This is a genomic window from Kitasatospora sp. NPDC088264, from assembly GCF_040685715.1.
Classification (GTDB): Bacteria; Actinomycetota; Actinomycetes; order Streptomycetales; family Streptomycetaceae; genus Kitasatospora.
This window is the reverse complement of the sequence record NZ_JBFBIR010000007.1, coordinates 1-13553: the sequence shown is the minus strand read 5'-3', so window position 1 is coordinate 13553 and position 13553 is coordinate 1. Positions and strand designations below refer to the sequence as shown.

The 13553-nt window shown below is 75.6% G+C and carries 7 protein-coding genes, 1 rRNA gene and 1 pseudogene; 6 read left to right on the top strand and 3 right to left on the bottom strand.

Going from position 1 to position 13553, the window contains the following annotated elements; genetic code table 11:
- Positions 1 to 67: 67 nt before the first annotated feature.
- Positions 68 to 1495, bottom strand: coding sequence for a hypothetical protein (locus tag AB0O82_RS07975; protein ID WP_063348294.1), 1428 nt, complete (start codon positions 1493 to 1495; stop codon positions 68 to 70).
- A 741-nt stretch (positions 1496 to 2236) separates the two neighbouring features.
- On the opposite strand from AB0O82_RS07975, the gene AB0O82_RS07970 reads away from it, so the two are divergent.
- From AB0O82_RS07970 to AB0O82_RS07960, 3 genes are all read left to right on the top strand, one after another.
- The gene (locus AB0O82_RS07970; protein ID WP_363581321.1) at positions 2237 to 4387 is read left to right on the top strand and encodes an asparagine synthase-related protein; all 2151 of its coding nucleotides are present in this window, start codon (positions 2237 to 2239) and stop codon (positions 4385 to 4387) included.
- A 96-nt stretch (positions 4388 to 4483) separates the two neighbouring features.
- Complete coding sequence (locus AB0O82_RS07965; RefSeq protein WP_363581319.1) at positions 4484 to 5005, top strand: universal stress protein; 522 nt, start codon at positions 4484 to 4486, stop codon at positions 5003 to 5005.
- A 144-nt stretch (positions 5006 to 5149) separates the two neighbouring features.
- Entirely contained in the window at positions 5150 to 5854 is a 705-nt protein-coding gene (locus tag AB0O82_RS07960; RefSeq protein ID WP_363581317.1) for a DsbA family oxidoreductase, read from the top strand.
- A gap of 75 nt (positions 5855 to 5929) precedes the next feature.
- Here the strand turns inward: AB0O82_RS07960 and AB0O82_RS07955 are convergent, their stop codons facing one another.
- Both AB0O82_RS07955 and AB0O82_RS07950 read right to left on the bottom strand, forming a co-directional pair.
- On the bottom strand, positions 5930 to 8233 hold the full coding sequence (locus AB0O82_RS07955) for a sigma-70 family RNA polymerase sigma factor (protein ID WP_363581315.1): 2304 nt from the start codon (positions 8231 to 8233) through the stop codon (positions 5930 to 5932).
- 338 nt (positions 8234 to 8571) lie between these two features.
- Entirely contained in the window at positions 8572 to 9450 is an 879-nt protein-coding gene (locus tag AB0O82_RS07950; protein WP_363581313.1) for a helix-turn-helix domain-containing protein, read from the bottom strand.
- 519 nt (positions 9451 to 9969) lie between these two features.
- Here AB0O82_RS07950 and AB0O82_RS07945 point away from each other — a divergent pair.
- The 3 genes and pseudogenes from AB0O82_RS07945 to AB0O82_RS07935 all read left to right on the top strand — a co-directional run.
- Positions 9970 to 11361 carry an FAD-dependent oxidoreductase gene (locus tag AB0O82_RS07945; RefSeq protein ID WP_363581616.1) on the top strand — a complete coding sequence of 464 codons (1392 nt, stop codon included), beginning with the start codon at positions 9970 to 9972 and terminating at the stop codon, positions 11359 to 11361.
- A 168-nt stretch (positions 11362 to 11529) separates the two neighbouring features.
- Positions 11530 to 12798 (top strand): annotated as a pseudogene (locus AB0O82_RS07940) (SpoIIE family protein phosphatase); the annotation flags it as partial.
- A gap of 663 nt (positions 12799 to 13461) precedes the next feature.
- Positions 13462 to 13553 (top strand): 16S ribosomal RNA (locus tag AB0O82_RS07935); the annotation flags it as partial.

Genomic DNA, 13553 nt, shown 5'->3' with positions numbered 1-13553 from the left:
GTGCCGTACCTGAGTGCCCGGGCCCCTCTCGCCGGTGCACCTCAACTGCCGCCGGGCACGCCCCCGGTCACGCCGGGGCGACCAGGACCGCGCGGGCCCGTTCGGTCAGCTCCCGGACACGGCGCTCGCCCTGGAAGGGCTCCAGGCGGCGCAGCATCTCCACCACGTACTCCCGGCTGCGCTGGGAGGAGATCCGGCCGGCCACCTCGACGGCGCGCTCGCCGGCGGCGACCGCGGCGTCCAGGTTGCCGGCCTCGGCCTCGGCCATCGCCGAGACCACCAGTCGCAGTCCGTGCGAGCGGACGAAGCCCTCGGTGGGCTTGGCCAGTGCCTCGCGGGTGAACTGGCGGACCTTGGAGGGCACTCCGAGGTCGCGGAAGCACTCGGCGGCGTCGGCGGCGAGCCGGTCGTAGGCGTAGAAGTCGATCCACGCCGGATCGGGATCCCCGGCGCGGGCCCGTTCGAGTGCGCTCTCCGCCGCGCCGAGCGCCGTCGCGCACGCCGCCGCGTTGCGGGCCTTGGCCTGGGCCCGGGCCTCCACCAGGTGGAAGAAGCTCATCGTCCGGGCGGTGGCCAGGCCCCGGTTGCGCTCCAGGGCGGCCTGGGCGAGGTCCACCGCCTCCTCGGCGAAGCCCCGGTAGCCGGCCTGGAGGCTCATCGAGGCGAGCACGTAGCCGCCGAGCGGCACGTCGGCGGCGGCCCGGGCGAGCCGCAGGGCCTGGATGTAGTAGCGCTGGGCGGCCTCGTGCTGCCCGGTGTCGAAGGCCATCCACCCGGCCAGCCTGGTCAGTTCGGCGGTCGCGCCGAACAGCGCCCGGCCGACGGTGTCGCTGTACGAGGCCAGCAGCAGCGGGGCCGCCTCCACCCGCAGGCACTCCGGCACCATCGACGAACGCCAGTCCCCGCCGCCGTACTTGGAGTCCCAGCGGCGGGCCTCCTGGGCGGCCTCGCGGAGCTTGGCGGCGTCCGAGTGGCCGACCCGGTAGGAGGACGCCTCACTGGGCGCGCGCGGCGCCTCCCGGGCGACCGAACCGTCCGCCGGGGTGATCAGCCAGCGGGACACCGGCGTCGCGTAGGCGGCGACCGAGAAGGTGCCGGCCAGGCTGTCGCTCCAGCGGCCGCCGCCGGGGCCGCGGCGCAGGTCGAGGTCGACCCGCCACAGGTCGGTGGCGGAGCGGACCGCCTCGGCGACGTCGCGGGGGAAGGCCAGGCCGAGTTCGGGGGCCGGGTCGGTGTCGCCGAGGCCGATCTCCTCCAGCGGCACCGGGCGGCCGAGCTTGCCGCCGATCGCGGTGGCGATCAGGTGCGGGACGGGACCCTGCGGGACCATGCCCTTGCTGACCCAGCGGGCCACCGAGGTCTTGTCGTACCGCAGGGTCAGCCCGCGCTGGGCGCCCAGGTCGTTGACCCGGCGGGCCAGTCCGGCGTTGCTGATCTGGGCGAGGGTCAGGAGCGTGCCGAGCCGTTCGTTCGGTCCTCGTGGGCTGACGGTCATGGTGGCGGCGGCACCTCCTGCGGCCTTGTGCTCGGGGCCCGGGCGGCACCGGGCCGTAGCTGCTGTACCTAGAGTAGTCGGACGCGTTCCGACGGTTAAGAGGCCGCATTCCGGATGGCGGGATCGTGCACCCGGCGGTGCGGCGCCGGCTCCTCGCCGGGGTTGGTCCGGACCACTCGGATCGGGCCGGGGGTGCCGCGCGCCGGAGCGTCGTGCTCCGGTCCTGTGTTCACGTGCGCCCGGCCGTGCCCCCTGGCTCGACCGGCTGGTCGGCGATTCGCTGGTGGTCGTGGGTCGGCCCGCCGTCGAGGACCCGGCGGGCCGGGGGATGCCGCCGCCTCAATCCCCGCGGGCGGCGGCTGAGTCCGGGAGGGCATGCGGATGCCCTCCCGGGCTGGGCGACGCCTTTCGGCCATCTCGCGATGCCCATGCCAAAGGCGGCACGGGGGGCGGTCCGGGCCGGGGAGGGGAAGGCCCGGCCCGCCCCGCGGACCACGCGAACACGTCAACACCCGTTGCCCGCAACGGGATCGCCGCCGGGGCCGGAACCGCCCCGCACCGGGACCACCGGCGGAACCGGAACCGGCAACACGGGCCACGGGAGCGCCAACCGGTGGCACGATGTCTCCTGACGGCGCGCCGGTACCCGGGGCGGCCGCCACGGCACACCGCGGACCGGCGAGGAGCCGCCCGGCGGCGGAAGCGCCGTACGGGTGCAGGTCCTCGTCCGGTGGAGGCGCGATGCGGTGGCTGACGGGCTGGAGCACGGGCACGCCCCGGGCGGGCGCACCAGCGCACGAGGCACTCGGTACGGTCGCACCGATCGCCGCGCGCCCCCTGTGGACCGGACCCAACCCGCTCTGGGCCGTCGGGGACTGGCGCCCCGAGGAGATCCGCCTCGCCACCCTCCGCCCCGGCGCCCCCGCCACGGTCACCACCGGCCCCACCGCCCCCGACCCCGTCGAGGACACCCCCGCCACCCTGCGCCTCGCCGTCCTCGGCCACTGCGGCGCCACCGACGCGGAACTCGCAGCCGGCCTCGCCGCCGCCCGCGGCGGCGCCGTCCGCCACCTCACCGCCTGGCCCGGCAGCTACACCGCCGTCCTGCGCACCGGCACCCGCTCCACCCTGCTGCTCACCGACCTGGCCGGCGCCCAGCCGGTCTTCCACACCCCCTGGGCCGGCGGCACCGCGTACGCCACCGCCGCACTCCCGCTCGCCGACCTAGTCGGCGCCCCGCTGGACACCGGACACCTCGCCGCCCGGCTCGCCTGCCCCGAATCGCCCGAGGCCCTCGGCGCCGGAACCCCGTACCTGGGCGTCCAGCGGGTGCCGCCCGGCCACGTGCTCGCCATCCGCAGTGGCCACCCCTACCTCTCCGCCTACGACGACCCCGCCGTCCGGGAGCAGCCGCGCGACGAGGCGCCCGCCGTCCGCGAACTCACCCGCGCGCTGCTGGAGTCCGTCCGCTCCCGGGTCCGCACCACCGCGCCCGCCACCGCGCGGGGCCCGGCCGGCCGCGCCCGGCTCGGCGTCGACCTCTCCTACGGCACCGCCTCCGCCACCGTCGCCCTGCTCGCCGCCGCCGTGCCGCTGCCGCCGGTGCCCGCGAGCACGGGCCCGGAGCGCCTGCCGGCCGTCGGCGCCGGGGCCAGGAACGGCGCGGTCAAGGGCTCCTGGGCCCGCGTCGCCGCCCAAGAACCCTCCACCCCGGAACAGTTGGCCGCCGTCACGCTCGGCGAGACCGAACCCCCCACCACCCTCGCGCTCGCCCCCGACACCCCCCGGCTGCGGCACACCGTGCTCCACCCCGGCCCCGACACCCTCCCGTACGCCGGACTGCACGCCGACGCACCGCCCGGCCGGCTCACCGACGAGCCCGGGCCCGAACTCGTCGCCGCCGCCCGTGCCGAGGCCCGCTTCGACGCCGGCGGCACCGACCACCTCACCGGCTACGGTGCCCGCCAGGTCCTCGACGGCCACCCGGCCCGGCTCGCCGACCTCATCCGGGCCGGCCGCCCGCGCGAACTGCTGCCCCCGGTCGCCGCGCTGGCCGGTGCCGACCGGGCCGTCGTCGGCGTCCTGGCCGGCGCGCTGCGCACCCCGCTCACCGTGGTCCGGGCCGCCCACCGGCTCTCCCGGGTCCGGTACGCCGAGGCGCTGGACGACGCCGCCGCCAAGTTGACGGCCCGCCACCTCCCGGGCGGCGGCCGTACGGCGGGCGACCGTTCGGTCGGCGACCTCGCCTGGTGCGTCCCCGGCCCGGCCGCCCGCTGGCTCTCCGACGAGGCGCTCTCCTCCGTCGCCCTCCGGCTGCGACTGGCAGCGCGCAGACCGGCGCCCGACGAACGCCCGGGCGCACACCGTGCCCGGCACGCCCTCTACCGGCACGCGCGCTCCTACCGCACCCTCGTCCACGCCGCCGAACAGCCCGGCCAGCGGCTGCACGCGCCGTTCCTCGACAACCAGGTGGTCCGCGCCGCCCGCCTGCTCCCCGACGACGTCCGCCTCCAACCCGGAGCCCGGCACGCCCTCCTGCACGCCGTCCTCACCGGCGCCGGCCGCACCGACCTGCCCCCCGACTGGGGCCGCGGCCCCCGCCCCGACCGCACCGCCCCCGCCCGGGCCGGCCTGCGCCTCGCCGCCGACGGCCTCGCCGAACTCTTCGACGCCCCCCTCCTCGCCGAAGCCGGCCTCATCGACCTCCCCGCCGTCCGCGCCGGCCTCGCCGACCCCGCCACCCCCCTCTCCCCGGCCGCCCTGGCGGGCCTCGCCGACCTGGTCTCCACCGAACTCTGGCTCCGCCGAGTCCGCGCCCGCCGCCACGGAGCCTGCTGGACCGGCCTTCCCCTGGCCCAACCCCCGGCCCTCGGCCCCGTCCGGCCCTCCTGACCCCCTCCGGGCGCCGCGCCCGGCCGGGCGGCGGGGTCCGGGAGCCGGGGCAGGTGATGATGGCGGGCAATGAGTCCGTCGGTGAGGAGAGCCGTGGTGGCCAGCGTGAGCCCGGAGCAGTCCGTTCCCGTCGTGCTGTCGGTGTCGGGACGGCCGCCGACGGGGCGCCCGCCGGGGGTACTGGCGGCCTGCGACGGGTCGGACGGGTCGCTGTGGGCGCTGGACCGGGCGATGACCGAGGCGGAGTCGTTCGGGCTACCGCTGTACGTGCTGGCCGTGGTGAACCCGGCGCCGGCCGGCTACCCGCCGGGGATGGCGGAGCTGGTGCAGGAGAGCGTCGAGACGCTGGTGGAGAGCATGGCGGACGGGCTGCGCCGGGCGGTGGTGGCCGTGCAGGGGCAGCGTTCCCGGCCGTACGCGGGGGAGATGTCGCTGCACGTGGTGCTGGGGAACGTGATCGAGGTGCTGCTGGAGGCCTCGACCCGGCAGCACACGCTGGTGCTCGGCACGCGGGGGAACGGGGGGTTCGCGCGGTTGCTACTGGGTTCGGTGAGTTCGGCGGCGGTGCACCACGCGGCGTGCCCGGTGCTGGTGGTTCCGGCGCCCGCGGAAGGCTGATCCGGGGCGGGGTCGGGGTGCTGACCAGCCCGGGTCAGGGCGTCGCTGACCAGGGAAGCTGACCGGGGTGCCGGGAATGTACCGAGATGGTTCATCGTTCACCTATCCCGATACCCGTCCCCGCCCCACCCCTGGAGTCCCCTCATGAAGGTCGAGATCTGGTCCGACATCGCCTGCCCGTGGTGCTACATCGGTAAGCGCCGTTTCGAGCAGGCCCTGGAGGGCTTCGCCGGCAAGGAGGGCGTCGAGGTGGTCTACCGGCCGTACCAGCTGGTCCCGGACGCGCCGGCGACGGCGAGCCCGCACCGCGCGTGGCTGGCCGAGCGCTACGGCCCGCAGTCGGTGGCGATGGACGCACGGGTGGCCGAGCTGGGCCGCGCCGAGGGCATCACGTACGACTTCGACGCCGCGCTGCACGCCAACACCTTCCTGGGCCACCGCCTGCTGCACCTCGCCGAGACCGAGTACGGCGCGGCCGTCCAGGGGCGGCTGAAGGAGGAGCTGCTGAAGGCGCACTTCACCGACGGTGTCGACGTCGGCGACCGCGCCGCGCTGACCGACGTCGCCGTGGCAGCCGGCCTGGACCGGGCGCGGGTGACCGCCTACCTGGCGGGCGACGAGGGCGCCACCGAGGTGAGCGCGCAGCTGGCCGAGGCCCGGGAGCTGGGCATCACCGCCGTGCCGACCTTCGTGTTCGAGGGCAAGTGGGCGGTGCAGGGCGGCCAGGACGCCGAGACCTTCCGCAAGGTGCTGGAGCAGGTCGCCGCCGAGATCGGCGAGACCCGCCCGGCGCCGGTGCAGGTCGCCCCGGCGGGGGAGGCCTGCGCGGACGGCTCCTGCGCGATCTGACCCCGCACAGGCCCACCCCGTACAAGCCCCACCCCGTGTGGGTCCCACCCCACGCAGCCCCCGCCGAGGCCCGTTTCAGGAACACCTGAAGCGGGCCTCGGCCCAGTCCGCCACGTTGAGCGCCGACCAGATCCCGTGCACCGGGGTGACCACCAGCCGGATCGACTTCTGCCCGGCCAGCGGCACGTGCACCGGTACCGCGTCGTCCCCCGCGGCGAGCGGGAGGGAGCGCCACAGGGTGCCGCCGTCGCCGCCCTGGACGGAGAAGACCACGCCGCCCGGCGAGAGCGTGGCGTCGTCGACTCCGGCGACCGCGTCGAAGGACGTGCAGCTGCGGTTGAGGTCGATCAGGGTGGTCGCCGGGGCGTGCACGGTGATGGCGTGCCCGTGGCGTTCGCCGCCGATCCAGGCGCTGTCGTGCTGCCAGAACCAGTCGCTGCCCTTCTGCCGGATGCTGGGGCCGGGCGGCGGCACCCGGTTGTTGCCGGGCTTGACCACGGGCAGTGAGTCGGCCCAGAAGTCGGTGGGCGCGGGCGGCGAGGGCGGGGTGACCGTCGGGGTGGGCAGCGGCGGCACGGTGGGCGTGGGCACGACGGGGATGACCGGCGGCTCGGGCGTGGGCAGCGGCGGCACGCTGGGCGTCGGCACGGCGGGGACGTCCGGGGCCGGCGGCGGCGTGGGGGTCCGCTTGGGCGTCGTCGAGCTCGGCGTGACCGGCGACGCGGCCTTCGTCGTGGTCTGGGCGGCTGCCGGGGCGGGCGTCGACCGGGTGACCGGCGTCGCGCTCGGGCTCGGGCTCGGCTCGGACGGTGCCGGGGCGGCCGCGGTGCTGCTGGGCGCCGGGTCGGCGGGCGCGGGCGGCCCGGGTGCGGGGGCCTGCGGCCGGGGGGTGGCGGGGGCGCCGGCGGCGGGAGGCGCGGCCGTGGGGGGCTTGGGTTCGGGCGAGCCGGTGAGCGCGTACGCGGCGACGGCGGCTGCGGCCACCGCGACGGCGGCGGCGATCCCGGCCTTGGCAGCGGTGCCCAGGCCCTCGCCGGCCGCGGCGCCGGCTCCGGCCCCGCCTCCGCCGGAGGCCGCACCGGCGCCCGCACCCGCTGCACCCGCACCCGAACCGGCTCCCGCGGTTCCGGAGGTGGCCGCCGCGGTGCCCGCAGCCGCACCGCCGACCGCGGCGGCTCCGCCGACGGCCGCCGCGGCGGCGCCGAACCCGCCGACCCCGATCCAGACGAGCACGCCGCCGGGCAGCAGCGCGCGCAGGCCGGTGTTGATCTCGGTGAGTTCGAGGCAGGCGGCCGTGCAGCGGTCGCACCCCTGGAGGTGCCGTCCGACCTCCGCCGAGGCCCGCTTGCGCAGCGATCCGCGCGCGTACGCGCCGAGCCGGTTGGCGTACGCCTCGCAGGTGCGGTCCTGGCTGCCGGAGACGTGCGCCTGGAGGAAGGCGGCGGCGAGCCGGTCGCGGGCCCGGTGGGCCTGGACGGCGGTGGCGTTGGCGGTCTTGCCGAGCATCACGGCGACGGTCTTCGGGGACTCCCGCTCGACCTCGGTGTGCCAGAGCACCACCCGGTCGTCCTCGGGCAGTTCGGCGTAGGCCTGCATGACCATGCGCTGGTCGGCCATGGCCATCGCCCAGGCATCGGCGCCGGGGTCGGCCAGGTCGAGGTCGACGACGGCGGCCGAGGTCTGGGCGAACACGCTGAAGTCGTCGACGAGTTGCTCGCGCCGCTCGCTGCGGGTCCAGGCGGCGGCGACGTTCCGGACGGCGGTCAGCAGGTAGGCGCGGACGGCGAACTCCGGGCCCTTGCCCGCCCTCAGGGCTTGCAGGGTGCGGGCGAAGACCTCGCCGGCGAGGTCTTCCGCGGTGAAGCTGTCCCGGCAGCAGGTGCGGGCGTAGCGGCGCACCGAGTCGGCGTGCCGGCGGTAGATCTCCTCGTACGCGGTGTCGTCGCCGGCCCGGACCCGGGCGGTCAACTCGGCGTCGGAGGCCGGGCGCTCGCCGTCGACCGGGTCGGCGGGGGCGGGCACGGTGGGGCGGGCGGGGCGGCCGGCGCCGACGAACGCCTCGGGGGCGACGCCGCCCCGGCCGGCCGGGGCCTGGCCGGGCACCCGTCCGGGTGGCAGCGCGGCGGCGGAGGCGGAGAGGGACTCGCGGCTGGGCATGCCCGCCTGGTCGGGCACGTGTCCGGTGGTCGGGCCGGTGGCCGAACCCGGTGCGGCGCCGGGTACTTGGGCCGGGCCGCCGGAGGCCGTGGCGGGGCCTTCGGACGTACTGGACGTGCTGGACGTGCTGCCGGACGAGCCGTCGGCCAGTCCCCCGGTCAAGCCTCCGGACGGGCCGAAGTCGAGGCCGTACCCGTAGTCGTTCTGTTCCTCGGCGCTCACAACGGACCCCAGATTCCACGACAGCCCCCGCAGTGTGGCAGGGCGCGCGGGAGCGCGTGGGCGCACGGTTCCGCGCTGTACGGCGCCGAGGGCGCGCGAAGGGCGCGCATCGGGACATTGGCTCCAACCACGGGCAAAGGATGGCATAGCGCAGAGATGGGCGGTAGCCGGACCGGCCGGGACCCACTCTTCCGAGGAGCCGTCGCGGATGTGTTCGGCCAGCACAGGGCGGGTGGTTGCGTACCGCCCGCACCCGGCGCGCGTGACTGGTCCGCGCGCCGGTCTCCCGTCCAACTCCCGTCCCCGCCACCTGCGGGGGCCGCGCCCGTGGTGGCGCGTCAGCGTGCCCGCAGGCCGTCCAGCAGGATCTCCAGCAGCCGGTCCGAGGGGCCGGCGGTCGGCTGCCCCTCCGCCTGCTGCCCCTCCGCCTGCTGCACCCCGGCCGAGAAGCCGGCCGTGGTCGGCGCGGTACGGGCCGCGTGCACCGGCACCGAGGCGGTCAGCACCAGCACGACGTCCGACACCGTGACGCCCGGCCGCAGTTCGCCGGCCGCGCCGACCCGGGCGACCAGGGCGGCCAGCAGTTGCAGCAGCAGCCGGGGATCGGCGTCGGCCGCCGACGGCTCGACGGCCGCACCGTTCTGCGCGTCCTCGCCGCGCAGGTCGAACCGGACGGCGGCCGGCTCGGGCACCCGCTGCTCGGGCACCCGGCCCAGCTCCTCCGCGTACCGGAACGCCTCCGGCGGCAGCAGCCGCCCGGCACCGGTGCTGACCGCCCGGGCCAGGTAACCGGCCAGCGACTCCCAGGCGCCGCCGCCGCCGTACAGCGACTCCCGCGCCTGCGCGGTCAGCCAGGCCACCTCCTCGGCGGCGATCCGCTGGACCAGCACCTCCTTGCTCGGGAAGCGCCGGTAGACCGTCCCGACGCCGACCCCGGCCCGGCGTGCGACCTCCTCCATCGGCGCGCCGTAGCCGAACTCGCCGAACACCTCGCGGGCGGCCCGCAGCACGCTCTCCAGATTCCGCCGGGCGTCCACCCGTAGTCGGGCCCCGGGGACGTGCACGGTGGCCGGTGGTGGCTCCACCCGGTAGGGGACGCCCGGATAGGCGGCCCCGACCTCCGGTGGCAGGTCCACCGGGCCGCGTTGTTCCGGCACCATGCCCTGGCCGGCGTGCGGTGTTCCCGTTCGCCCCAACACCTGCTCCTGCTCCATCATCCCAACTCTCCCCCGCAGGCGCCCGAACCCGGACCCTGTCGTCGCCCGCCCCTGCACCCCCCGGTGCAGCTCAGCCCGTCAGAAATGACCTGATGACCCATCGCTCGTTGCCGCCCGTCCCGTTTCGTGACCACGGTTCGTGCCTCCGGGCCGGCTCGCGTCCGGCTCGGCGCGTCGGCACCGTCCGGGGCCTTGTCCGGGAACTACCCTTCCCCGGATGACTGTCCCGCAGTCGGGTTCTCGAGCCAACGCTGGAACTGGCCGTAGTGGCCGCTCCACGGTGCGTCGCCGCCGATTGTCATGGCGGTAACCGCTCCGGCACACAATCCGACCATAGTTCACGCCCGTTCGCGGCCGAAAGTCCGTCAGAAAGTCGCCCGGGCAGCACAACTGGCCCCACCCGTCGACTCCCGTCACATCCGGCGCGGTACGGACTGTGGACAAGACCGCCCCTGCCGGTCCTTCATAGGGGGGCGCGAGGGGGGACACCCCCGGCCGCGGGGCCGGGAGGAAGCGCCAATCGGCAGGAGGTGCACCATCAGAATCCTGATCGCCGGCGGAGGCTGCGCCGGGATGGCCACCGCGCTGCACCTCCAGCGCGGCCTGCGGGAACGGCTGCGACGCGGCGAGGTCGAGATCACCGTCGTCGAGCCCCAGGCCTACTTCACCTACCACCCGCTGCTGGCCGAGGTCGCGGCTGGCTCGATCGACCCCCGGCACGTGGTCGTCCCGCTCCGCCGGGCCCTGCCGGACTGCCGGGTGCTGACCGCCCGGATCACCCGGATCGAACACGCCGCCCGCCGCGCCTTCGCCGACGCCGCGGGACCCGGAGAGGCCGCCGCGCCGATCGAACTCCCCTACGACGTCCTGGTGGTGGCGCCCGGCTCGGTCTCCCGGACGGCGCCGGTGCCCGGCCTGGCCGAACACGGCCGCGGCTTCTCCACCGTCGGCGAGGCCGTGGGCCTGCGCAACCACGTCCTGGAACAGCTCGACCTCGCCTCCGCCACCCGCGACCCGGCCCTGCGCCAGGCCGCGCTCACCTTCGTCTTCGTCGGCGCCGGGTACGCGGGCGTCGGCGCGCTCGCCGAACTGGAGGACATGGCCCGGACCGCGGTGCGCGGCTACCACAACGTCCGCCCCGAGGACCTGCGCTGGGTCCTGGTCGAGGCCACCGACCGGATCCTGGCCGAGGAGTCGCCGGAGCTGGCCGAGCACACCCTCGGCCAGCTCCGCGAACGCGGCGTCGACATCCGGTTGCGCACCACCCTGGCGTCCGCCGCGGACCGGGTCGTCGCCCTGTCCGACGGCAGCCGCTTCGGTGCCCGCACCCTGGTCTGGACGGCCGGGGTGCGGCCGGCCCCGCTGCTGCGCGACACCGACCTGCCGCTGGACACCCTCGGCCGGGTCCGCTGCCTCGCCACCCTGCAAGCCGTCGGCCCGGACGGACGCGCGCTGCCCGGCGTCTGGGCGGCCGGGGACTGCGCCGCCGTACCGGACCCCGACGCGGACGGGGCGCCCTGCGCGCCCAACGCCCAGCACGCCTTCGCCCAGGCCGAGCTGCTCGCCCGGAACATCGCGGTCGCCCTGGACGCCGGACCGCACGCCCCGGGCCTCGCCGAGTACCGGCCGGGCCACGCCGCCTGCTCGACCTCGCTGGGCCTGCGCCGGGCCGTCGCCCACACCCGGCGCGGCCGCCGGATCACCGGGCGGCGGGCCTGGTGGCTGCACCGGGCCCGGCACCTGCGGCGCCTGCCGAGCGCGGAGCGCCGGGTGCGGGTGCTGATGGACTGGGTGCTGGGCGGGCTGTTCTCCCGCGAGGTGGTCTCGCTGGGGGCGGCGGAGCATCCGCGTCCGGAGTTCGAGGCCGGGTCCGGGCCGCGGCCCGACGGCGGTCCGGACGCCCCGCGGTGAGCGCCCCGGTGCCCCGCGCCGGGGCGGAACGGGCGGCCACGCCGGGCGGGCGACTTCCGGAATCGGGCCCTTGCCTGACAGGATCAGCCCAACCTAGTCATTACCCCGTGTGCTGATGCGCACACAAAAAGTGATGATATGCCTGGAAATCGAGGAAGCGGCCGTCGTTTGAACCTCATGCGCTGGAGCGCCCGGCTCACCGGAGTCCCTTGGCGTGCCGCCCCGCCGACCGGGGCCGGCACCGACGAGGGCGCGCCCTCCGCCGACGGCGTCGTCGTCCCCGGCCCCCGCGACCCCACCAACCTGGCCACCGCCGCCGAACTCCTCGACCTGCACAAACCCCAGAACCTGCGCGAGGTCCTCAACCGGATCCCCGCCCCGGTGGCCGTCACCTACGGCCCGCTCCACCAGCTCGGCTACGCGAACCGCGCCTACCGCGAACTCTTCGGAGACCGCACCACCGGCCTGCCCGCCGGAGAAGCCCTCCCCGAACTCGGCACCATGGGCGTCCTGGCCCTGATGGACCAGGTCATCCGCGGCGGCCGCCCGCGCAGCGTCAAGGCCCGCTGCATCCTCGGCCTCACCGGCAACCGCTACTACAACGTCTCCTGCGTCCCGCTCGGCCCCGGGGACACCGGGGACACCGGGGACACCCCCACCGAGGGACCGCCCGCCGGCGTCCTGATCTTCGCCGCCGAGGTCACCGACCAGGTCCTCGCCGCCGCCCGGCTCCGCGAAGCCGAACGCCGCCAGCGCGAGGCCGCCGTCACCCTCCAGCGCAGCCTCCTCCCGCAGAAGCTCGACCAGCCGGCCGACCTGAGGGTCGCCGCCACCTACCAGCCCGGCGGCGCCGAGGCCGCCGTCGGCGGCGACTGGTACGACGTCATCGCCATCGACGGCGGCCGAACCGCCCTGGTCATCGGCGACGTGATGGGGCGAGGCCTGCGCGCCGCCGCCGTCATGGGCCAGCTGCGCACCGCCGTCCGCGCCTACGCCCGGCTCGACCTGCCCCCGCACGAGGTGATGCGCCTGCTCGACGGCCTCGCCATGGAGATCGACGCCAACCAGATCGCCACCTGCACGTACGCCGTCTGGGACCCGCAGCGCCGCACCCTCTCCTACGCCTCCGCCGGGCACCTCCCCATGCTGCTGCGCTGCCCCGACGGGACGGTCCTGCGCAGCGAGGAGCAGAACGGCCCGCCGCTCGGTACCGGCGACGGCCTCCACGTCTCGCACACCCTGCGCCTGCTGCCCGGGACCACCGGCGTCCTCTATACGGACGGCCTGGTCGAACGCCGCGACGAGGACATCGACGAGGGCCTCGACCTCCTCGCCCGCACCCTCACCGGCGCGGTCGGGGCCCCGGAGGTGATCTGCGCCCGCCTCCTGCGGGCGATGGGCGTGACCTCCGAGCACGACGACGACGTCGCCGTCCTGGCCTTCCACCTGCCGGCGGAGGAGGCGGAGGAGAAGGCGGAGGAAGAGGTGGCCGAAGAGAGCGCCACCGAGGCGGAACCGGCGCTTGACTCGGCCTTGCCCGAGGTCTAGTGTTCTTCGAGCTGCCTGGCAGGGAGCACCGGACACGCATTTGCGCGGACGGTCCCGCCGTAGCCAATCCTTTCGAAACACCACTTCCCGGTTCGGGCTGGGTCGCGTCTTGTCGCGGCTTGGTTCCTATTCGGCTTGTTCGTTTTATTGGATTGCGGTCGATTCGCTTTTCGGAGCAGGGATCGGCTAGAGTTTGAAACGTCGGACGGGGCGTCAAGCCGCAGAAGACACCAGCGAGTTGGATGAACGAAGCACCGGAAACGGAGCGGAAAACATCTGGTAAGCTGGGAACACGAAAGAACGAAGCGCCCGGAGGGCCCGCTGGAAGGCGGTCCGAAGGAAGTGTCCGTTCCTTGAGAACTCAACAGCGTGCCAAAAGTCAACGCCAGATATGTTGACATCCCCGGCCTCAGAATCTTCTGGGGTTGGAGATTCCTTTTGAAGTAAAACACTAGCGAGGACGCAGTGCGCGGGATCACCCTATTCCGGTGGTTGCCGTGCCGCTCAACGCGGGTGTCGACCGGCCCTCTTCAATGTGGGGCCGAGTAAACATTCACGGAGAGTTTGATCCTGGCTCAGGACGAACGCTGGCGGCGTGCTTAACACATGCAAGTCGAACGGTGAAGCCCTTCGGGGTGGATCAG

Bases quoted from the DNA above. Each gene is read 5' to 3' on its own strand.
- AB0O82_RS07975 (WP_063348294.1), bottom strand. From the start codon at position 1,495: ATGACCGTCAGCCCACGAGGACCGAACGAACGGCTCGGCACGCTCCTG.
- AB0O82_RS07970 (WP_363581321.1), top strand. From the start codon at position 2,237: ATGCGGTGGCTGACGGGCTGGAGCACGGGCACGCCCCGGGCGGGCGCA.
- AB0O82_RS07960 (WP_363581317.1), top strand. From the start codon at position 5,150: ATGAAGGTCGAGATCTGGTCCGACATCGCCTGCCCGTGGTGCTACATC.
- AB0O82_RS07950 (WP_363581313.1), bottom strand. From the start codon at position 9,450: ATGATGGAGCAGGAGCAGGTGTTGGGGCGAACGGGAACACCGCACGCC.